A 21,648-nucleotide genomic window follows, 5' to 3' on the forward strand; every position below is an offset into this window, starting at 1 on the left:
GGATGCGCTGGTTGGTGGTACTCGCCGGCCTTTTCATGGTCGCGATCACGATCCGTCTTTATCCGCATCCGGCGCTGTCGCAAGGGTTGCCGCAGTCGATCGCCGTCTACGACAAGCAAGACCGATTGCTTCGGCTGGCCTTGGCCGATGATCAGCGTTATCGGTTATGGATTCCACTGCAAGACATCACGCCGGGCTTGGTGAAAGGAGCGCTGCTGCACGAGGATGCCTGGTTCTATCTGCATCCCGGCGCGAATCCGATCAGTCTATTGCGTGCTGCCTGGAGCACATACGCGGGCGGCGGCGCGCGCATCGGCGGCTCTACCATCACCATGCAACTCGCGCGCCTGCGCTGGCGATTGGACACGCGAACGCCGCGCGGCAAGCTGGTGCAGATCCTGCGCGCACTGCAGCTGGAAGCCTGCTATTCCAAGCGCGACATCCTCGAGGCCTATCTCAATCTCGCGCCTTATGGCGGCAACATCGAGGGCGTCGGCGCGGCGAGCCTGATCTATTTCCGCAAGCCGGCTTCCGCGTTGACGTTGCCCGAAGCGCTCACGCTGGCGGTGCTGCCACAGGCGCCGACACGGCGCGGGCGATTGCAGGAGATGGAAAATGTGCGCGATGCCGGCTACGCCGGCGCCGGCCTGTCCGCCGCGCGCGCGCGCCTGTACGCGCGCTGGCGCGAGAAGCATCCGCCTCCCGACGGGCAGGATCTGGCCGCGCAGGATGCGCTGATGGCATTGCCGCTGTCGTTGCGTCCGCCGCGCACATTGCCGTTCGCCGCACCGCATTTCGTCGATCGCGTGCTGGGCGAACGCAGCCTGCACCCGACCGAAGGCTCGCGATTGACCACGACGCTCGACCTCCGCCTGCAACGCCTGCTCGAAGAGCGCTTGCGCATGCATCTGGAGCGCGTGCGCCGCCTCGGTCTGCGCAACGCCAGCGCGATGCTGATCGATACTCGTGACATGGGCATCCGCGCGCTGGTCGGATCGGCGGATTATTTCGACGCGGGCATCGCCGGACAGGTGAACGGCGCGGCGGGCAAGCGTTCGCCCGGTTCCACGCTGAAGCCTTTCATCTACGCGCTCGCGCTCGATCAAGGCGTGTTGCATCCGGCCACGGTATTGCGCGATGTGCCCAGCGCGTTCGGCCCGTACACACCGGAGAATTTCGACGGCCGTTTCCTTGGCCCGGTCACCGCGAGCGATGCGTTGATCCGTAGCCGCAACATCCCGGCGGTGGCTGTGGCGGCACAGTTGAACCAACCGAGCTTCTACCAGTTTCTGCGCGATGCCGGCATCTCGCGCCTGGCGAGCGAGCGCCATTACGGTCTCGCGCTGGTGCTCGGCGGCGGCGAGGTGACGATGGAGGAGCTCGCGCGCCTGTACGCGATGCTCGGCAACGATGGGCTGTTGAAACCACTGCGTTGGCGCGAACAGGATCCCGCTTCCGGCGGCACCGCATTGCTCAGTGCGGAAGCGGCCTTCATCGTGCGAGACATGTTGCTACGCAATCCGCGCCCCGACATCGGCGCGGCCAGCGGCGTGCGCGAGTTGCCGGTGGCATGGAAGACGGGCACGTCCTGGGGCTTTCGTGATGCCTGGAGCGCGGGATTGGTCGGCCCTTACGTGTTGGTGGTGTGGCTCGGCAATTTCGACGGCTCCTCCAACCCCGCACTGATCGGCGTCGATGCCGCGGCGCCACTGTTCTTTTCGATCGTCGACGGGTTGCGTGCGGCGCGCATCGACTTGCGCGAGCCCGCGCGCCGCTGGCCGCTCAATCTCAAGCGCGTGGAGATTTGCCGCGCCAGCGGTGATCTGCCCAATGCCTGGTGCCCGCAACGCGGCTGGACCTGGTTCATTCCGGGCAAGTCGCCGATCCGCGTCAGCACGGTGCATCGCGCGGTCGCGGTGGATCGCGATACGGGTCTCGCGGTTTGCGGAGACGTCGATCCGTCACGCGTGCGCATGGAGGTGTACGAGTTCTGGCCCACTGACCTGGCCCGTGTCTTCGCCCAGGCCGGCATCCCGCGCCGCAAGCCGCCGGCCGGCGCGGATTGCGCATTGGACGATCACGGCCTCGGCTCGCCGCCGCGCATTCAGTCGCCGCTGCGCGCCACGCGCTACACGCTGCGATTGTCGCGCCCGCAGCAATCGGCGATCACGCTCAACGCCAGCGTCGACGCTGACGTGGCGCGGGTGTTCTGGTTCAGCGGCGACAGCTATATCGCCACCACCCGGGCCGGGGAGAGCGCCAGCTGGACACCCGTCCAGGCCGGCGTTTTTCGCATTTCCGCCGTCGACGACCATGGCCGTGCCGATACACGGGAAGTCGAAGTCACGATGGCGCAGTGACACCGCAACCCGTTTCTCCGGGCGTGTTTTCCGGGGCTTCCTGAACGAGGCGATGAACCAATTGCACATGCTGCGCTCAGCCACGGAGCGCTAGGCTGCCCCGTTTCCTGTTTGATCGTTATTTTGCTCGTTCTTATCTGGAGTTCCCATGACGCGACATCTCGCGCTCGCCGCTGCGATTACCCTTGCGCTGGCGGCCTGCCAACAGCAGGCGCCGGAAAATAAATCCGCCGACACCGAAGCCAAATCCGCCGCCGTGACCCCCGCCAGCGAAAACCCGCTCCTCAGCCCCAGCACGCTGCCATTCCAGGCGCCGCCGTTCGACAAGATCAAGGACAGCGATTATCTGCCCGCTTTCGAAGAAGGCATGAAGCAGCACTTGGCCGAGATCCGCAAGATCGCCGATAACACGGAAGCGCCGACTTTCGCCAACACCTTCGAGGCGATGGAGCGCAGCGGTCAGACCCTCACGCGCGTGAGCCGCATCTTCTTCGGCCTGGTGCAGGCCGATACCAATCCCGAGCGCGAGAAGACCCAGAAGGAAATCACGCCGAAGCTGGCCGCGCATCAGGACGAGATCAGTCTCGATCCGAAATTGTTCGCGCGCATCCAGACGGTCTACGACCAGCGCGACAAGCTCGAACTCGATCCGCAGCAGAAGCGCGTGGTCGAACACACCTATGAAGAATTCGTGCGCGCTGGTGCCAAGCTGTCCGACACTGACAAGGCGGCGCTGCGCAAGCTCAACGTCGAGGAGTCCTCGCTCGCCACCGATTTCCACACCAGGCTCGTCGCCGCGGCCGCTGCTGGCGCGGTGGTGGTCGACGACAAGGCCAAGCTCGATGGGCTGTCCGAGGGCGACATCGCCGCCGCCGCGGAAGCCGCCAAGTCGCGCAAGCTCGACGGCAAGTGGGTGCTGGCACTGCAGAACACCACGCAGCAGCCGGTGCTCGATTCGCTGAAGGATCGCGATCTGCGCGCCAAGATCATCGAAGCCTCGGAAACACGCGCCGAGCACAACGACGGCAACGACACGCGCAAGATCATCCAGCGCCTCGCGCAGCTGCGCGCGCAGAAGGCCAAGCTGCTCGGCTTCGACAGCTACGCGGCCTACAGCCTGGGCGACCAGATGGCGAAGACGCCGGACAAGGCGCTCAAGCTCCTGTCCGACACCGTGCCGGCAGCCACCGCGAAGGCGCGTGGCGAGATCGCCAAGATGCAGGCCGTGATCGACCAGCAGAAGGGAGGCTTCAAACTCGCCGCCTCGGACTGGGATTTCTACGCCGAGCAGGTGCGCAAGGCCGAATACGATCTCGATCAATCGCAGATCAAGCCGTATTTCGAACTCGACAACGTGCTGCAGAACGGCGTCTTCTACGCCGCCAATCAGCTCTACGGCATCAGCTTCAAGGAACGCAAGGACATCCCGACCTATCACGCCGACATGAAGGTGTACGAAGTGTTCGACAAGGACGGCAGCTCGCTGGCGCTGTTCTACACCGACTACTTCAAGCGTGACAGCAAGTCCGGCGGCGCCTGGATGGACGTGTTCGTCGAACAGGACGGGCTGGCCGGCACCAAGCCGGTGGTCTACAACGTCTGCAACTTCACCAAGCCGGCACCGGGACAGCCCGCGCTGCTGAGCTTCGACGATGTCACCACGTTGTTCCACGAGTTCGGCCACGCGCTACATGGCATGTTCTCGAACGTGAAGTATCCCTCGATCGCCGGCACCAGCACCTCGCGCGATTTCGTCGAGTTCCCGTCGCAGTTCAACGAGCACTGGGCGTCCGATCCGAAGGTGTTCGCGAACTACGCCAAGCACTACAAGACCGGCGAACCGATGCCGGAAGCGCTGGTGGAGAAGATCAAGAAGTCGCGCACCTTCAACCAGGGCTATGCGACGACCGAATACCTGTCCGCCGCGCTGCTCGATCTCGCCTGGCACACGCTGCCCGCCGACGCGCCGGTGCAGGACGTGGACAAGTTCGAGGCCGAGGCGCTCAAGCGCTTCAAGGTTGACCTGCCGGAAGTGCCGCCGCGCTATCGCACCACCTATTTCGACCACATCTGGGGCGGCGGCTATTCGGCCGGCTACTACGCCTACTTCTGGTCGGAAGTGCTGGACGATGACGCGTTCGAATGGTTCAAGGAGCACGGCGGCCTGACCGCGGAGAACGGCCAGACCTTCCGCGACAAGATCCTCTCGCGCGGCAACACCGTCGATCTCGCCACGCTGTACCGCGAGTTCCGCGGCAAGGATCCGAGCGTGGAACCGTTGCTGGAGAGCCGTGGGCTGAAGTGAGGTTCGCCAGCGAGTGACGTTGGATGCACGACGGGCGGCCATGGGCCGCCCGTCGCGTTTGCGATAAGGTATTCGCAGGAGCGAGACCGCGCATGAAGCCAGACATACAACCGAACAAAGTCGTCGTCCTGTCCGGCTCCGGCCTGAGCGCCGAGAGCGGACTGCCCACATTTCGCGATTCCAACGGGCTGTGGAACCAGTACTCGTGGCATGAAGTCGCCAGCCCCGAAGGCTGGAAACTGCGGCCCGAGGCCGTGCTCGCGTTCTACAACGAACGCCGGGAGAAGGCGTGGCAGGCCTCGCCGAACGCCGCCCATCTCGCCATCGCCGCGCTGGAAGCGGTCTATGACGTGGTCGTGATCACGCAGAATGTCGACGGGCTGCACGAGCGTGCCGGATCTAGCAACGTGATCCATCTGCACGGCCAGCTCGCCTACGCGCGCGGCACGTCGCAGACGCCCAAGCGCTACCACATCGGCGGCGATCCGATCGCGATGGGCCAGCTGTGCGAGGACGGAACGCAACTCCGGCCGGATATCGTGTGGTTCGGAGAAGAAACGCAACACATGACCGAGGCGCGCGCGCACGTCCACACCGCGGCGAAGGTTCTGGTGGTGGGCACTTCGCTCAGCGTCTTTCCCGCCGCATCGCTGGTCAACGCTGCTCGCAACAGAGCGGAGAAAGTGCTCATCTCGCTCGAGATGGACAAGGTGCCGTACGGCTTCAGTTTCATTCGCAGCAATGCCGCGACCGCGGTTCCAAAGCTGGTCGAAAGATGGCTCGCCGATGGCGCGATCGGCTCGGACGATGCGTCGATGTCGGAGCCGCTCGACGAGCCGATCTGATCGGGATCTTGTCGACGGCTTCAGTGGATGACGGTTTCGTCCAGCCGTGCCAGCTTGTCCGGATTGCGCATGACGTAGATGCCGGTCATGCGGCCTTCGGCGTCGTGGGAGAAGGACACCACACCCACCGTCGCGCCTTCCTGCTGCAAGAGCAGGCCGAGATTGCCGTTGATGGTCGCCGGCACCTTGCGGTAGTTCGGCCACCAGAGGTGCAGCTTGTCGGTGATGAAGTCGAGCACCAGCGCCTTGCCTTCCAACACTTCGCCAAGCGCCGCCACCTTGCCGCCGCCGTCCGCCGACAGCCGGATGTCTTCCGACAGCATGTTCGCGAAGGGGCCGGCCGAGCCGGTCGCCACCGCCTGCTCGAAGGCGGCGAGCAGTTGCTCCTGGCGCCGCATCGGCACCACGCTGCGTACCTGCGATTGCTGGATGTTGTCGCGGGCTCGCGAGACCAGTTTGCGGCAGGCCGCTTCCTGGATCTCCAATGTGCGTGCGATTTCGGAATAATCGACGTCGAAGATTTCGTGCAGCAGATAAGCCGCGCGTTCCTTCGGCGTGAGCCGCTCCAGCATCAGCAGGAACGCGGTGCTCATCGAGGAGGCGAGCGTGGAGGCGTCCTCGAAATCACCATCGGCGGTGGTGAGGATTGGCTCGGGCAACCAGGTGCCCACGTAGCTCACGCGCGTCTTGTGCGCGGAACGCAGCAGGTCGAGGCAGCGGCGCGTGCAGGCGGTGGTCAGCCAGGCGCCGGGATTCTCGATCGCGGCGTGGTCGGCGTCGCGCCATTTCAGGAAGGTGTCCTGCACCGCGTCCTCGGCATCGGCATGCGAGCCGAGGATGCGGTAGGCCAGCCCCAGCAGATTGGGGCGGGCCTGTTCGAACAGTACGGCATCGTCATGCGGAGTCATGTCAGTGCCTCGAAACGTTCACGCGATTCCAGAGATTGGTCATGGCCACGTCGGCGGTCAAGGCGGCGATCTGCTGATCGGAGAAATGTTCGCGCAGACGGGCGCGCAGAGCGCCGAAATCGGTGACGTGGTCGATCGTGGTCAAGGCTTCGGCCCAGGCCAGGGCTGCTTTTTCGCGTTCATTGTAATCGTCCGATTGACGCCAGTCGGGCAGGCGTTCGAGACGTTGCTCGGTATCGCCGTGCTGGAGTGCCTCGCGTACATGCATGCGCACGCAGAAGTCGCAGCCGTTGATCTGCGAGGCGCGCAGCTGCACCAGGGCTTGCAGCCGCGGATCCGCGCTCAGATCGTTGATCAGTGGATGCGCATTGGCGAAATGGGCGATTACATCGGGGATTTCCTGTTCATATCGGATGGTCTGGGTGTTGTTCATCGTCAGCTCCGGAGTGGGGGGTGGTTGCCCTGTACTGGAATGACGATCGAGACAGCCGTCTTGTGACATCGCTTGAAATCGTCAATGGAAGGCGTAGCATTTCAAACAAGTCCAGGGACAGACCCGGGGCTGCCAACCAACCGTGAGGGAGCCTCATGGATTTCGATTATCTCGTCTTCATCGGGCGTTTCGAGCCCTTCCATAACGGCCATGCCGCCGTCGCCCGCCACGCGCTGGGCCGCACTTCCAAGCTCATTTTCCTGGTCGGATCCGCCGACATGCCGCGTACCGTCAAGAATCCATGGACGGTCGCCGAACGCGCGGTGATGATCCAGGCCGCGCTCGCGGACGCCGGCGGACGATTGCTGATCCGTCCCTTGCGCGATCATCTCTACAACGAGAGCCAGTGGATCGCGGGCGTGCAGCGCGCGGTCGCCGACGCGATCCGCGCCGATGGCGGCGATCCGGGCGCACGGGTTGGCCTGATCGGCATGGACAAGGATGCTTCGAGCTACTACCTGCGCGAATTCCCGCAATGGCCGCTGGTCGACGTGCAACACACCGAAACCATGTCGGCGACGGAGCTGCGCCGTTACCTGTTCGCCGCCGGCGACATCGATTTCCATGGCGCATTGCTGATGCTGCGCGGCAACGTGCCGGTGCCCGTATTCGACATGCTCGAGGCATTCCGCAAAAACTCGCCGGCTTATGCCGAACTGGTCGCCGAATATCGCTTCATCGAGCAATACAAGGCGGCGTGGAAGGACGCGCCGTATGCGCCGACCTTCGTCACCACCGATGCCGTCGTGGTGCATTCCGGCCACGTGCTGCTGGTGCGTCGCCGCGCGGCACCCGGCAAAGGGCTGTGGGCGCTGCCAGGCGGCTTCGTCGATCAGAGCGAGGGCATCCTCGAAGCCTGCCTGCGTGAATTGCGCGAGGAAACCAGGCTGAAGATTCCGGTGCCGGTGCTGAAGGGGTCGCTCAAGTCACAGCATGTCTTCGATCATCCGGATCGCAGCGCGCGTGGTCGCACCATTACTCACGCCTTCCACTTCGATTTCCCGGCTGGCGAATTGCCGGATGTGCGCGGCGGCGACGATGCCGACAAGGCGCGCTGGGTACCCGTCAGCGAAGCCCTGGAAATGGGGCCGAAGCTGTTCGAGGACCATCTGCACATTCTCGAATTCTTTCTTGGCCGCGGCTGACGTCATGTGGGTCCCTCCACCAGAGCCCGCACACCTCGCCGCGCTGACGGCGCGGCTGCGATGTATAGATTTTCCAATTTCCGCTGGCGGATAGACCGCTGGCTTCACTCGACGCGAAGGAGCTTCCGTCATGCAATGCCTCGATAACCTTCTGCTCAACACCGACAGCTACAAGGCCAGTCACTGGCTGCAATATCCCCCCGGCACCGACGCCACGTTCTTTTATGTGGAATCGCGCGGCGGCATCTACGACCGCACCGTGTTCTTCGGGTTGCAGGCGATCCTGAAGGAACATCTGGCCAAGCCCATCACCCATGCCGACGTGGATCAGGCGCGTGACGTGTTCGCCGCTCATGGTGTGCCGTTCAACGAAGCGGGCTGGCGTTACATCGTCGATCATCATGCCGGTCTGTTGCCGATCCGCATCCGCGCGGTGCCGGAAGGTGCGGTGGTGCCGACGCATCACGCGTTGATGACGATCGAGTCGACCGATCCGAAGGCGTTCTGGGTGCCTTCGTATCTGGAAACGATGCTGCTGCGCATCTGGTATCCGGTGACGGTGGCGACGATCAGCTGGCATGCCAAGCAGACGATTCGTCAATTCCTGGAGCGCACCAGCGACGATCCGCAAGGCCAGCTGCCATTCAAGCTGCACGACTTCGGCGCGCGCGGCGTCTCGAGCGTGAAGTCGGCGGCGATCGGCGGCGCCGCGCATCTGGTCAACTTCCTTGGCACGGATACCGTGTCGGGCTTGCTGCTGGCGCGCGCGCATTACCACGAGCCGATGGCCGGTTTCTCGATTCCCGCGGCCGAGCACAGCACGATCACCAGCTGGGGTCGCACGCATGAGGTCGATGCGTACCGCAACATGCTCAAGCAGTTCGCCAAGCCTGGTTCGATCGTGGCGGTAGTGTCGGATAGCTACGACATCTATCACGCGATCCGCGAGCACTGGGGCAAGACGCTGAAGGATGAAGTGATCGCCTCGGGCGCCACCATCGTGATCCGCCCCGATTCGGGCGATCCCGTCGCGGTGGTGCACCAGTGCCTCGAATTGCTGGACGAGGCGTTCGGCCACACCGTCAATGGCAAGGGCTACAAGGTGCTCAACCACGTCCGCGTGATCCAGGGTGACGGCATCAACCCGACCAGCATTCGCGCCATCCTTGAGCGGGTGACCAGCGCCGGCTATGCAACCGACAACGTCGCCTTCGGCATGGGCGGCGCGTTGCTGCAGCAGCTCAATCGCGACACGCAGAAGTTCGCGCTGAAGTGCTCAGCCGCGCGTATCGATGGCCGTTGGATCGACGTCTACAAGGATCCGATCACCGACCAGGGCAAGCAGAGCAAGCGCGGTCGCATGACACTGCTCAAGCACCGCGAGTACGGCAACTATCGCACCGTGCCGGTATCGCCTGAGGCTGCTTCGCTGGCCGATGTCGAGAAGCCGCTGGGCTACGACGATGCCATGGTGACGATCTGGGAGGACGGGAAGCTGATCCGCGACTGGACCTTCGCGCAGGTGCGCGAGCGCGCGGATGCTGAGCGGTTGTGACGCTTTTGCTTTTCACAAGCAACGGCAAAAGCAACAGCCAAATGGATCCCAGCTTTCGCTGGGACGACGATCAAGCGAGAGGCTGAATCCAGGCTTCGATCAAGCCAGAGCCTGGATGACCAGCCATCCGGCTGTTAAAAACCCGGCTTCCGCCGGAATGACAAGCAAAATCAAAGCCCTTCCCCAAAAAAGCGGAAGGGCTTTGAAAACAGGCGCTATACCTCAACGCCCGGCAACTTTCTCCCGCACCGGCAACGTCTGCGGCCAACCACCCGCCAATGCCTTGAACAGTGCGACCGCGCTGGTGGCACTACGCGTGCGCCCATCAGCGAAGGCATCTTCGGCTTGCAGGCGGGTACGCTCGGCATCCAGCACTTCCAGCAGACTGGTCGCACCGGCCTCGAACCGCACGCGTGCCAGCTGCGCTGCGCGCGCGCTGTCGCTGGCGGCGCGTTCAAGATGCGAGTCCTCCTCGCGAGTGCGATCGAAGCTCACCAATGCATTCTCGGTGTCTTCCAGCGCCAGCAGTACGGCTTGCTGATAACGTGCCAGCTCGCCTTCGGCTTCCGCATCGGCGGCCTTGATGCGCGCGCGCACGCGGCCGATGTCGAGGAACGACCAGTCGATGCCGAGCGCGACCAGACGCGTTTCGCTGCTGCGTTCGAACAGATTGCTGCTGTCGATCGCCTGGCTGCCGATCAGCCCGCCGAGCGTGAAGCGCGGGAACAGGTCGGCGGTAGCCACGCCGATGCGCGCGGTGGCCGAATGCAGACGCTGTTCGGCGGCGGCGACGTCGGGGCGGCGGCGCAGCAGATCGCCCGGCGCGCCGGGGTCGATTCCGGCCGGCAGTGTCGGCAGCGGCTTGGGCGGCGTCAGTTCCGCGAGCAAGGCATCGGGCGTGCGTCCGCTCAGCACCGCGAGGCGGTGCATGTCGGTGGCGATGAGTGCTTCCAGCGCGGGAATGCGGGCGGAGGTCGATTCCAGCTGCGCGCGGGCGCGGGCGGTGTCGAATTCGCTGTCGCGTCCGGCGTTGTAGCGTGCTTCCACCAACTGCAGGGTTTCGCGCTGGTTGTCGGCGTTCTCCCGTGCCACGCGCAGGCGTTCCTGCAATCCGCGCAATTCGAGATACGTGCGTGAGACTTCACCGACGATGGCGACCTGCGCCGCCTGCAGATCGGCGGCGGTGGCGGCGGCGTCGGCGCGATTGGCCTCGACGTTGCGGCGGATGCGGCCGAACAGGTCGAGTTCCCAGGTCGCATCGACCTGAGCGCTGTAGGAGTCGCTATCCCGATCATTACGCGACACGCCGGGCTGCTGATCGGCGCTGGCGCGATTGTTGCTGGCCTGGCCGCTGGCGGTGAGCGTGGGGAAGTAGTCGAACTTCGAGCCACGCAGCAGCGCGTTGGCGCGATCGTAGTTGGCAAGCGCGATGCGCAGGTCGTGGTTAGCCGACAGCGCGGCTTCCACGAGCGAGGTCAGCTGCGGATCGTTGAAGCCGAGCCAGAACGTGCCATCGGCGGCGGGCGTGGGTGTCTGCGCGACGCCTTCAGAGGTTGCGGCTTGCGCGAAGCGTTCGGGCGTGGCGACCGTCGGTCGCGTGAAGTCGGGTCCGACGGCGCAGGCGGCGAGCAGGGCCGCCGTGAGTCCGAGTGTGAGGGAACGAATCACCATGGCAGGGTTTCTCCGAGGTAGACGTAGCCGCCGCTCGGACCGTTCTGGTCGAGCAGGGCCATGCTGACGCTGGTCTTGGCGCCGGTCGGGATGTCGATCTCGCCTTCGCCGTTGTTCATGTCGGTCTTGACGTAACCCGGATGCACGGCGTTCACCTTGATCGGTGTGTCACGCAGTTCGTAGGCCAGATGCACGGTCCAGGAATTCACCGCGCTCTTGGAGGCGTTGTAGGCCGGGATCGATTTGAAGTCGTAGATCGGCGAGGCGGGATCGCTGTGCGCGGTGAGCGAGCCGAGGATGCTCGACACGTTGACGATGCGGCCTTCCTCGGACTTGTGCAGCAGCGGCAGGAACGCCTGCGTCACCGCGACGACGCCGAACAGGTTGGTATCGAAGGTGCGGCGCCAGTTGTCCAGCGGCTGCTCCGACGGCTTGCCGCCGGGCTGCTCGGCGACGATGCCGGCATTGTTGACGAGGATGTCGAGGCGGCCGTGCTTACGCGCGACTTCCTCGGCGGCGGCGGCGATGCTCTGGGCATCGGTGACGTCGAGCACGATCGCCTCGACCGGAAGGCCTTCGCCCTGCAGCTTCAGCGAGGCTTCGACGGCCTTGTTGCGATCGCGGCCGGCGAGCAGCACGTGCACGCCGTTGTTGGCGAGCTGGCGCACGGTTTCAAAACCGATGCCGCGCGTGGCGCCGGTGACGAGAGCGACCTTGGTGGAATTTGCGTTCGTGGACATGGGGAGATTCCTTGGAGCGGATGCAGGCGGGCCTGCATCGTGGAGAGGGAGGATTGCGATCGTCAGCGGTGAGGGATGCGCCGCTCGTCGGTGCACATTGCGGTGTCGTGACGAGCGGCGCTATCCGATTCTTGCTTCTTCTGTCTTGATCGACGCGATCACACTTGCGCGGTATGCGGCGCTTCCATCGTGGAATGACCGTGGCTGACCAGCTTGCCTCCAGCCAGCTTGCGCAGGGCGACGTAGAACACCGGCGTCAGGAACAGGCCGAACACGGTCACGCCCAGCATGCCGGCGAACACCGTGATGCCGGTGACCGAGCGCACTTCCGCGCCGGCGCCGTGCGAGAGCACCAGCGGGATGGTGCCGGCGATGAAGGCGATCGAGGTCATCACGATCGGGCGAAGACGCAGGCGGCAGGCTTCCAGCGCGGCTTCGACGATGCCCTTGCCCTGGATTTCCAGTTCGCGGGCGAACTCGACGATCAGGATCGCGTTCTTGCACGCCAGGCCCATCAGCACCACCAGGCCCACCTGCACGAACACGTTGTTGTCGCCGCCGGTGAGCTTGACGCCGAGCAGGGCGGAGAGCATGCACATCGGCACGATCAGGATCACCGCCAGCGGCAGCGTCCACGATTCGTACAACGCGGCCAGCACCAGGAAGGCGAGCAGGATCGCGAGCGGGAACACGACCAGCGCCGCCTTGCCCTGGCTGGCCTGCTGGTAGCTCAAGTCGGTCCACTCGATGTTCATGCCGTTGGGCAACACCTTCGCGGCCAGATCGGTGAGCGTACTCATCGCCTGCGCCGAGGACAGCATGCGCGGGTCGGCTTCGCCGGCGATGTCGGCGGCGGGATAGCCGTTGTAGCGCAGCACCGGGTCGGGGCCGTAGGTCTGCTTGATGCTCACCATCGAGGCGATCGGCACCATCTCGCCGCGATCATTGCGGGTACGCAGGTTGGCGATGTCCTCGACGCTGTCACGATACGAGCTGTCGGCCTGCGCGATCACCTGCCAGGTGCGACCGAACTGGTTGAAGTCATTGACGTAGGCCGAACCCAGGTAGGTTTGCAGCGTGTCGAACAGCTCCGTCAGCGGCACACCCTGCGCCTTGGCCTTGACGCGATCGACTTCGGCGTCGAGCTGCGGCACGTTGGCCTGGTAGGTGGTGATCGGGAATCCCATGCCCGGTGTCTGCGACACCGCGCCCTGGAAGCTGCTCACCGCGCTTTGCAACGCGCCGTAACCGAGATTGCCGCGATCCTCGATGAACATCTGATAGCCGTTGCCGTTGCCCAGACCAAGGATCGGCGGCGGCATGATGGCGAAGGTGAATCCTTCCTGCAGTCCACCGATCTTCTGGTTGATTTCGGCGGTGATTTCCGCGGCTGTGCGGCCATGACGCTCACTGAAAGGCTTCAGCGGCAGGAACGCGACGCCGGTGTTGGGCGTGTTGGTGAACTGGAGCGCGTTCAAGCCCGGGAAGGAAATCGTGTGCGCCACGCCTTCGGTGTTCATCGCGATGTCGCTGACTTTCTTCAGCAACGCGTCGGTGCGCGCGAGCGAGGCGCCTTCGGGCAACTTCACGCCGGCGATCAGATATAGCTTGTCCTGTGTCGGGATGAAGCCGGCCGGAACCAGCTTGAACATCATGCCGGTGCCCGCCAACAGGATCGCATAGACCACGAACACCGCGCCGCGCTTGCCCAGCGTGCGTGACACCGCGCCCTGGTACTTCTCGGAGCTGGACTTGAAGAAGCGGTTGAACGGACGGAACAGCCAGCCGAACAGACGGTCGATCAGGCGCGAGGGCGCGTCCTTCGGTGCATCGTGCGACTTGAGCAGGCGCGCGGCCAGGGCCGGCGACAGCGTGAGCGAGTTGATCGCCGAGATCACCGTCGAAATCGCGATCGTCACCGCGAACTGCTTGTAGAACTGGCCGGTCACGCCCGACAGGAACGCCATCGGCACGAACACCGCGCACAGCACCAGCGCGATCGCGACGATCGGGCCGGACACTTCCTTCATCGCCTGGTGTGCCGCATCGAGTGGACTCAGGCCTTCCTCGATGTTGCGTTCGACGTTCTCCACGACCACGATCGCGTCGTCCACCACGATGCCGATGGCCAGCACCAGGCCGAACAGGCTCAGCGTGTTGATCGAGAAGCCGAGCACGTAGAGCGCGGCGAACGTACCGACGATCGACACCGGCACCGCGATCAGCGGAATGATCGAGGCGCGCCAGGTCTGCAGGAACAGGATCACTACCAGCACCACCAGCAGGATCGCCTCGAACAGGGTCGAGACCACGGCCTTGATCGAGTCGCGAACGAAGATGGTGGTGTCGTAGACGGCTTCGTACTTGATGCCTTCAGGGAAGCTCTTGGTGAGCTCGTCCATGCTGGCGATCACCTGCTCCTGGATTTCCAGTGCATTGGCGCCAGGCGACTGGAAGATACCGATGCCCACCGCGTTCTTGCCGTCGAGCTGCGAGCGCAGGGTGTAGTCACCCGCGCCGAGTTCCAGGCGGGCGACGTCGGCCAGGCGCACGATCTCGCCGTTGCTGCCGCTCTTGAGCACGATGTTGCCGAACTCTTCTTCCGAGCGCAGGCGGCCCTGGGCATTGATCAGGGTGAGGAAGCTGCTGTTGGGCATCGGCTCGGCGCCGAGCTGGCCGGCGGAAACCTGCACGTTCTGTTCGCGCATCGCGCGCACCACGTCGCTGGCGGTCAGGCCGCGCGAGGCGACCTTGTCCGGGTCGAGCCAGGCGCGCATCGCGTAATCGCCGCCGCCGAAGATCTGCGCGTCGCCGACGCCGGGCAGGCGTGCGAGCACATCCTTCACGTGCAGGCGTGCGTAGTTGCGCAGGTACAGCGTGTCGTACTTGCCGTTGGGCGAGGTCAGGTGCACCACCATCAGGAAGACAGGCGACTGCTTCTGCGTGGTGACGCCTTGCCGTCGAACATCTTCAGGCAGACGTGCCTGTGCCTGCGCGACGCGGTTCTGCACCTTGACCGCGGCATCGTCGGGATCGGTGCCGGGGCGGAAGGTGATGGTCATCTGCAGCACGCCGTCGGAGCCGGCGACCGACTTGAGGTACATCATGCCCTCGACGCCGTTGATCGCTTCTTCCAGTGGCGTGGCCACCGTTTCGGCGATCACTTTCGGGTTGGCGCCGGGATACACGGTGCGCACCACCACCGAGGGTGGCACGACTTCCGGATATTCGCTGATCGGCAAAATCGGAATCGCGATCAAGCCTGCGGCGAAGATCACGATCGACAGCACCGCGGCGAAGATCGGCCGGTCGATGAAGAATTTGGAGAAATCCATGGGGGTTTCCTCAGAGGTTTTGCTCCCCTGCCCACGGTCGCGGGCAGAGGCGGGAGAAGACGGCCGGGCGCAATGCGCCGAGCTTGATTAGGAAATCGGGCGTTCTCTCCCCAACCTTCCCCGCGTGCGCGGGGAAGGAGGATCGAAGGGAGTGGCGGCTTCGCCGATCCTCCAGCACCGGGGGAGGCGGATGCGGGAGAATCGGCGGCCGCCGGACCTGCGTAGCGAGCTCAGTCCGACAAGGGGGAGAGAGATCGTTACTGCGCTTGCGCTACGCGGGCCTGTTGCTGGGGTTCCGGTGCGCCCATCACCACTGTCTTCGGGTTGACGGGCATGCCGGGGAAGAACACTTTCTGCACGCCGTTGATGATCACCTTGTCATTGGCGGCCAGACCGGACTGCACCACGCGCAGACCGTTGATCAGACGACCCAGCACCACGTCCTTGCGCAGTGCCTTGTTCTCCGGGCCGAGCACGTAGACGTACTTGCGGTCCTGATCGGTGAGCACGGCCTTGTCGTCGATCAGCATGGCCTTGAATTCGCCGCTGCCTTCCAGCTGCACGCGGGCGAACAGCCCCGGCGTGAACCGGCGGTCGGGATTGGGCAGCACCGCGCGGGCGTGGATCGTGCCGGTGGTCGGGTCGACCTGGTTGTCGGTGAAGTTCAGCGTGGCTTCGTGCGGATAGCCCTCTTCGCTGGCCAGGCCGACGCGCACCGGATTCTTGGTCGCGGCGCGTTCGCCCTTGCGCGCGAGTTCCTGATAGCGCAGGAAGCTCTGCTCGTCGCTTTCGAAGTACACATACATCGGGTCGACGGAGACGACGGTGGTGAGCAGGGTGGCATCGGCCTGCGCCAGATTGCCGGTGGTCACCATCGCGCGACCGGCGCGACCATTGATCGGCGAGCGCACTTCGGTGAACTGCAAGTCCAGGCGCGCAGTGGTCACCGCGGCTTCGGCGGCTCGCACCGAGGCGGTGCTTTGCGCGGCGGCGGCCTTGCGCGTGTCGAACTCCTCGCGCGAGATGGCCTTGGCTTCGATCAGGGTCTGGGCGCGCGTATTCTGCGACTTGGTCAGGAGCGCTTCGCTGCGTGCGCGTTCCAGATCGGCTTCCGCCCGCGCCAAAGCCGCACGGTAGGGACGCTGGTCGATGGTGAACAGCAGTTGGCCTTTCTTGACTTCATCGCCTTCGCGGTAGTTGACGCGATCGACGTAGCCGCTCACGCGAGGACGCAGTTCGACGGTTTCCGGCGAGGCGACACGGCCGGTGAAGTCGTCCCACTGCGTGACCTGCTTGGACAGCACAGTGGCGACGCTCACTTCGGGCGGCGGCGGCATTCCGGCGTTGGGGGCGGCGTTGCTGTCGCAGGCGGCGACGACGACCGCGATCACCGCGCTCAACAGCAGCGCGGGCAACGGGACACTAGTGCCCGAACGGGCAAGGGCTTTGCGAGAGATCGCGTGAGTGATCATGGGGAGGGGGTTTCCTGTGAGCGAGGGGAGGAGGCGATCGCGCGCAAGAGCGCGCGCACATCTACTGACGATTGAGCGGCGGCCGCTTCGACATGCGCGGCTGAATTCTGTTCAGGTGCCGTATCAGGATTTGAGACTGAGCGAGGGTGGTCCGGGACGGCGCCGCCATCGATGTCGTCTGACCAGACATCCAAAGGTGCCGAACGCACGTTGTGCCGGATGATGGCGTGGTTGGGAGGTTCGATTCCGGCGGTCATCGCCACGGCATGCCGCGCGATCGCATGCACGCTCGGCCACGTTTCGCAGGCGTGACGCGCGTTGGAATCGGTGCGCGCCGGCGAATCGACCGCGAGCAGCTGCACGCGTACCGCGAACGCGCGGGCTTCGTCGTGCAGCACGCGCGCGAGCATGCGTAGCGCGGCGTTGCCGATCGAACGATAGCCGTAGCCGGCCCACGGCTGCTCGGCGCCGGGTCCGCCGATCAGCACGTAACCGCCGCGTTTGGACTCGGCCAGCAGCGGCAGCAGGTGACGCGCGGCGAACAGGTGCGGCAGCAGATCCTCGTCGAGACGGCGGCGCAGGAAGTCGGCCGGCTTGTCGAGCAAACGTCCGCGTTCGACGTCGCCGCGGATGGCGACGATCACGCCGCCGATCGGGCGCTCGAGATCGCGGATGCGGTCGGCGAGCGTCTCCGCCTCGCGATCCGTGCCCACCGAGGCGGCCATCGTCACCAGATCGGTGCCGGGGTGCTTGCGGCGCAGCGAATCCAGCTCAGCGGGGTCGCGGGCGACCGCCACCACGCCGTGTCCGGCCTCGATCGCCGCCGCGACGACGGCACGGCCAATGCAGCCGGTGGCGCCGAGGATGATCAGAGTCGAGGTCATTGTCCCGCTCCCGGGATTTTTTCTCCCGTCATTGGGACGTTGTCACGGACTGTGACGGCGTCGAGAATAGAGTTCACTAGCGGCAACACCAGCATGGTCAGCGGCAGGGCAAGCAGGGCTGCCAGGCCCCAGGATTGCCAAAAAGTGACGCCAAACCATTGATTGAAAACAAAAGAAGTCAGGCCCAGCAGGTCGACCAAAAGGAACAGGACCAGAGCCGAGCCCAGCAGATTACGGCGATGGATGTTGCTCATGTCGAATCTCCGGGGGAGAGGGTGTATCGGAATGGAACAAACGATAATCCCGGCGCCGGGACTTGATTAGCCCCTGAATCGGGGAATAATTGTCCCGAATTCGGTCTAATGCCTGGATTGTCCTTGCAATCGGCGGCGGCAGACCGATATCGACTTGCGATATTCAGAGCCCGGCCTGGCCCGGTCGGGCACCCGGAGACGCGGCGAATGCCTGGCAGGGCATTGGCGTGCGGCGTTTCCTTCTTCTGCAGAGAGTTCCTCGGAGAACACCCATGGCACGCGATCTCAACGACACCCTGATCTTCGTCAAGGTCGTCGAACACGGCAGTTTCATCAGCGCGGCCAAGGCGCTGCGTCTGCCCAAGACCACCGTCAGTCGCAAGGTGCAGGATCTGGAAACGCGCCTGGGCGCGCAGCTCCTGCATCGCACCACGCGCAAGCTCGGTCTCACCGAGGCGGGTAATGTGTACTACGAACATTGCCAGCGCATTGCGCGCGAACTCGACGAAGCCGAGAGCGCGGTCGGACAGTTGCAGGGCGGGCCGCGCGGCTGGCTGCGCTTCACCGCGCCGTATTCGATCGGCATCACCTGGATCGCGCCGCTGCTCGGTGAGTTTCACGCGCAGCATCCGGAGGTGCGCGTGGAGATGCTGCTGAGCAACGAACCGATCGACCTGATCGATCGCGAGGTCGATGTCGCCCTGCGCGGTGGCAATCTGCCCGATTCCAATCTGGTGGCGCGCCGCTTGGCGATATTCCGAACCCAGGTCTACGCCAGCCCGCATTACATCGAGCGCCACGGCGAGCCGGTGCATCCGGATGACCTGCTGCACCACCGCACGCTGGCGATGCAGAAGTCGCTGCGCAACGGCCAGTACTTCTGGCCGCTGAACGATGGCGAGCACACGAACGACTACCGCATCGATCCGGTGCTGGTCGCCAACGATCCCGGCGCGCTCACCGGCGCGCTGATCTGCGGCGAAGGCCTGCTGCTGGCGAGCGATGTCAACATGAAGGCGCATGCCGAACTCGGCCACGTGACCCGCGTGCTGGCCGGCTGGACCGGTCCTGAGTACGAATTCAACGCCGTGTTCCCGCGCGGCCAGACCACCTCGCCGAAGGTGCGTGCGTTCGTCGACTTCCTGGTGGAGCGACTCAACTTCGACGCCGACTACATGCAGGTGCTGTGCCCGGACCGCAAACGCTTCATGGCGTCCAAGCGCGCGTCCGATCTGGCGAAGGCGCAGTTGGCGAAGGCGTCCTCGCGCAAGACGACCGTGCCGGAGACGGAAGAGCCGGACGACGAGGATCTCGAACTGGTCTGAGTGGGCGGCGCGCCGCGTCGCCCGCGGCCATGTACGCCGTCCCCGGAAGGCCAGGTGCATATGGCACCCGTGATGGTCGGGGAGAGGGCGGCATTGTGCGAGCGCCCCGATGTAAATGCAAACCATTCTCAATTGGGAATGGATTTCGTTTATCGCTCGTTGGGCATCGATGTCACGGGCGAACGAGCCGTGCGGTGAGAAACGATCAGGTCGGAGCGATGGCTTCGACCGCCCACCATTGAGGTCGCGAACAGCGCTTCTGTGTTTCGGCTTTGCGTCTTGGGGACGGGGCTGTGCTCCCGCATGGACGATGAGTCCGCTTCGAAATCTTTCGCCCGTTCCCTCTTCTTCGGATCTGGAACGACCCGCCGTACACCTCCCATCCTCGCTGGAGTTTCGATCCCATGCCGCAAAGCGATACCGTCAACCGCCGCATCGTCCTCGCCTCGCGCCCGCATGGCGCGCCGACACCGCGGGATTTCCGTCTCGATCAAACGCCCGTGCCGACACCCGGTGACGGCCAGGTCCTGCTGCGCACGCTGTACCTCTCGCTCGATCCCTACATGCGCGGCCTGATGGATGAAATCGGGCCGTCCTATGCGCCGTCGGTGAAGCTGGGCGAACCGATGGCGGGCGGCACGGTCAGCCGCGTCGTGGCCTCGAAGCATCCGCGATTCCGCGAAAGCGAACTGGTGCTCGGTGCCGCCGGCTGGCAGGACTACGCACTTTCGGATGGCGAAGGGCTGACCGCGCTGGGCGACATGGCGCAGCCGTCGCTGGCGGTGGGCGGACTCGGCATGCCCGCGTTCACCGCTTACGTCGGCCTGCTCGACATCGGTCAGCCGAAACCCGGTGAAACCGTGGTCGTGGCCGCGGCCACCGGCGCGGTCGGCGCGGTGGTCGGGCAGATCGCCAAGCTCAAGGGTGCACGCGTGATCGGCATCGCCGGCGGCGCTGACAAATGCCGTTACGCGGTCGAGGAACTCGGTTTCGACGTCTGTCTCGACCGCAACGACGCGCAACTGGCGCAGCGGCTCGCCGAGGTGTGTCCGAACGGTATCGATGTCTATTTCGAGAACGTCGGCGGCGTCGTGTTCGACGCCGTGCTGCCGCTGCTCAACAACTACGCACGCGTGCCGGTGTGCGGCGTGATCGCCCACTACAACGACGAGGCACCGCTGCCCGGCCCGGATCGTCTGCCGCAGGCGATGTCGACGTTGCTGCAGAAACGCATCCGCATGGAAGGCTTCATCATCCTCGATCACTACGCCGATCGTTTCGACGCATTCCGCCGCGACATGAGCGAATGGCTCGCCGCCGGCAAGGTAAAGCTGCGCGAGGATGTCGTGGACGGTCTGGAGCATGCGCCGGCGGCGTTCATCGGCCTGCTCGAAGGACGCAACTTCGGCAAGCTGGTGGTGCGCGTCGCCGACGCCTGAGTCAAGTCATCGCGCAGGCATGGCGTGTTCCTCGGCGAGCAGGCGCTCGCCGAGCGCGACACGCTTGTCGCGCGAGTCCAACGTCTTCAGTTCCACTTCCAGCACGAAGCTGGTGGCGCGGCCCTTGCCTTCTTCCCAGCCGATCCACCAGCCGACGCCCGGCTGGCCGTCATCTTTGAAATGCGTTCCGGTCTTGCCGTAGATACGGCGGCCATCGGCTTCGCGTTCAAGCATGACCGCCTTGACCGTGGCCAGGGTCGCGGGCTTGAACGGCAGGTTGCCGCGGCGCACGCGATCGATGAAGGCTAGCTGCTGCTGCGCGGTGACTGTCAGCACGCCGTCGTGCCAGGCGCTGACCGCCTTCGGGCCGATGCGGCCGTTGCCATAACCGACCCGCGTTACCCAGGCGGCGAGACGTTCGCGTCCAATTCGGTCGGCCAGCACGCGGAAGTAGCTCTCGCTGGATGTGCGCATCGCCTGTCGCAGCGCCATGTCGGCCTGCCATTCGGGATGGTCCGCATAGTTGCGGCCGTCCCAGGGAACGATCTCGTCCGCGCTGCGCAGGACGCCGGTTTCCAGCGCGATGAGCGCAAGCATCACTTTGAACGTGGACGCGGGCGGCTGCGGCTTCCCGGCGAGCGTCTCGCCATAAGCGACATGCGCCTTGTCGCCCTCGCGCTGGATCAGCCAGGCGCCGGCGTGGCCGTAATCGGCGAAGCGCGCGGCGATCTCGGTGCGGGTCTTCGTGGCGTTCGGTGTCGCGGCGTGCGCGTGACCAAGTGCCAGTGCGAGAAACAGCAGCATGCCTGCGCGGGGGCGAAGCATCGACATGGACATCCTCTCCGGAAGTGAGTGTGTGCCGCAGTCTGGGATTGCATCGTGTCCGTATCCAATCCGGCACACTGTCGCCGTCGTCA

16 protein-coding genes are annotated in these 21,648 nt (G+C 64.7%); 7 read left to right on the plus strand and 9 right to left on the minus strand.

Annotated elements, in window-relative coordinates; translation table 11 throughout:
• The first annotated feature begins 2 nt into the window (after positions 1-2).
• The 3 genes from pbpC (at position 3) to LG367_RS02055 (ending at position 5,510) form a co-directional block, all read left to right on the plus strand.
• A complete protein-coding gene (pbpC, locus tag LG367_RS02045) occupies positions 3-2,360 on the plus strand; it encodes a penicillin-binding protein 1C (RefSeq protein ID WP_226467544.1) in 2,358 nt (785 codons plus the stop codon).
• A gap of 148 nt (positions 2,361-2,508) precedes the next feature.
• Complete coding sequence (gene dcp, locus LG367_RS02050) at positions 2,509-4,665, plus strand: peptidyl-dipeptidase Dcp (RefSeq protein ID WP_226467545.1); 2,157 nt, start codon at positions 2,509-2,511, stop codon at positions 4,663-4,665.
• 92 nt (positions 4,666-4,757) lie between these two features.
• On the plus strand, positions 4,758-5,510 hold the full coding sequence (locus LG367_RS02055; protein WP_226467546.1) for an SIR2 family NAD-dependent protein deacylase: 753 nt from the start codon (positions 4,758-4,760) through the stop codon (positions 5,508-5,510).
• 20 nt (positions 5,511-5,530) lie between these two features.
• Here the strand turns inward: LG367_RS02055 and sigJ are convergent, their stop codons facing one another.
• Together sigJ and LG367_RS02065 are read right to left on the minus strand one after the other, a co-directional pair.
• Positions 5,531-6,418, minus strand: a complete 888-nt coding sequence (gene sigJ / locus LG367_RS02060; RefSeq protein WP_226467547.1) for an RNA polymerase sigma factor SigJ — start codon at positions 6,416-6,418, stop codon at positions 5,531-5,533.
• A 1-nt stretch (position 6,419) separates the two neighbouring features.
• Complete coding sequence (locus LG367_RS02065; RefSeq protein WP_226467548.1) at positions 6,420-6,851, minus strand: carboxymuconolactone decarboxylase family protein; 432 nt, start codon at positions 6,849-6,851, stop codon at positions 6,420-6,422.
• Between the two features lie 155 nt (positions 6,852-7,006).
• Between LG367_RS02065 and LG367_RS02070 the strand changes: the two genes are divergently transcribed.
• Together LG367_RS02070 and LG367_RS02075 are read left to right on the plus strand one after the other, a co-directional pair.
• Positions 7,007-8,056, plus strand: a complete 1,050-nt coding sequence (locus tag LG367_RS02070; protein WP_226467549.1) for a bifunctional nicotinamide-nucleotide adenylyltransferase/Nudix hydroxylase — start codon at positions 7,007-7,009, stop codon at positions 8,054-8,056.
• A 130-nt stretch (positions 8,057-8,186) separates the two neighbouring features.
• The gene (locus LG367_RS02075; RefSeq protein WP_226467550.1) at positions 8,187-9,611 is read left to right on the plus strand and encodes a nicotinate phosphoribosyltransferase; all 1,425 of its coding nucleotides are present in this window, start codon (positions 8,187-8,189) and stop codon (positions 9,609-9,611) included.
• Positions 9,612-9,833: 222 nt separating this feature from the next.
• On the opposite strand, the gene LG367_RS02080 is transcribed toward LG367_RS02075, so the two are convergent.
• The 6 genes from LG367_RS02080 to LG367_RS02105 form a co-directional block, all read right to left on the minus strand.
• Complete coding sequence (locus LG367_RS02080; RefSeq protein WP_226467551.1) at positions 9,834-11,282, minus strand: efflux transporter outer membrane subunit; 1,449 nt, start codon at positions 11,280-11,282, stop codon at positions 9,834-9,836.
• A complete protein-coding gene (locus LG367_RS02085) occupies positions 11,276-12,022 on the minus strand; it encodes an SDR family oxidoreductase (RefSeq protein WP_226467552.1) in 747 nt (248 codons plus the stop codon). The genes LG367_RS02080 and LG367_RS02085 overlap by 7 nt, the downstream gene beginning before the upstream one ends.
• 158 nt (positions 12,023-12,180) lie before the next feature.
• Positions 12,181-15,357: an efflux RND transporter permease subunit gene (locus tag LG367_RS02090; RefSeq protein ID WP_226467553.1), complete on the minus strand. Its 3,177-nt coding sequence runs from the start codon at positions 15,355-15,357 to the stop codon at positions 12,181-12,183.
• Positions 15,358-15,614: 257 nt separating this feature from the next.
• Positions 15,615-16,829: an efflux RND transporter periplasmic adaptor subunit gene (locus LG367_RS02095; RefSeq protein WP_226467554.1), complete on the minus strand. Its 1,215-nt coding sequence runs from the start codon at positions 16,827-16,829 to the stop codon at positions 15,615-15,617.
• Complete coding sequence (locus LG367_RS02100) at positions 16,826-17,713, minus strand: SDR family NAD(P)-dependent oxidoreductase (protein ID WP_226467555.1); 888 nt, start codon at positions 17,711-17,713, stop codon at positions 16,826-16,828. Before LG367_RS02100 ends, LG367_RS02095 begins: the two co-directional genes overlap by 4 nt.
• Complete coding sequence (locus LG367_RS02105) at positions 17,710-17,967, minus strand: hypothetical protein (protein ID WP_226467556.1); 258 nt, start codon at positions 17,965-17,967, stop codon at positions 17,710-17,712. The genes LG367_RS02100 and LG367_RS02105 overlap by 4 nt, the downstream gene beginning before the upstream one ends.
• Before the next feature lie 272 nt (positions 17,968-18,239).
• Between LG367_RS02105 and LG367_RS02110 the strand changes: the two genes are divergently transcribed.
• Positions 18,240-19,292, plus strand: coding sequence for a LysR family transcriptional regulator (locus LG367_RS02110; protein WP_226467557.1), 1,053 nt, complete (start codon positions 18,240-18,242; stop codon positions 19,290-19,292).
• Between the two features lie 404 nt (positions 19,293-19,696).
• Entirely contained in the window at positions 19,697-20,731 is a 1,035-nt protein-coding gene (locus LG367_RS02115) for an NADP-dependent oxidoreductase (protein WP_226467558.1), read from the plus strand.
• Between the two features lie 6 nt (positions 20,732-20,737).
• Here LG367_RS02115 and LG367_RS02120 read toward each other — a convergent pair whose 3' ends face one another.
• Positions 20,738-21,562, minus strand: a complete 825-nt coding sequence (locus LG367_RS02120; RefSeq protein ID WP_226467559.1) for a penicillin-binding transpeptidase domain-containing protein — start codon at positions 21,560-21,562, stop codon at positions 20,738-20,740.
• Positions 21,563-21,648: the final 86 nt, after the last annotated feature.

It is taken from the genome of Luteimonas panaciterrae (genome assembly GCF_020511115.1).
Lineage (GTDB): Bacteria > Pseudomonadota > Gammaproteobacteria > Xanthomonadales > Xanthomonadaceae > Luteimonas > Luteimonas panaciterrae.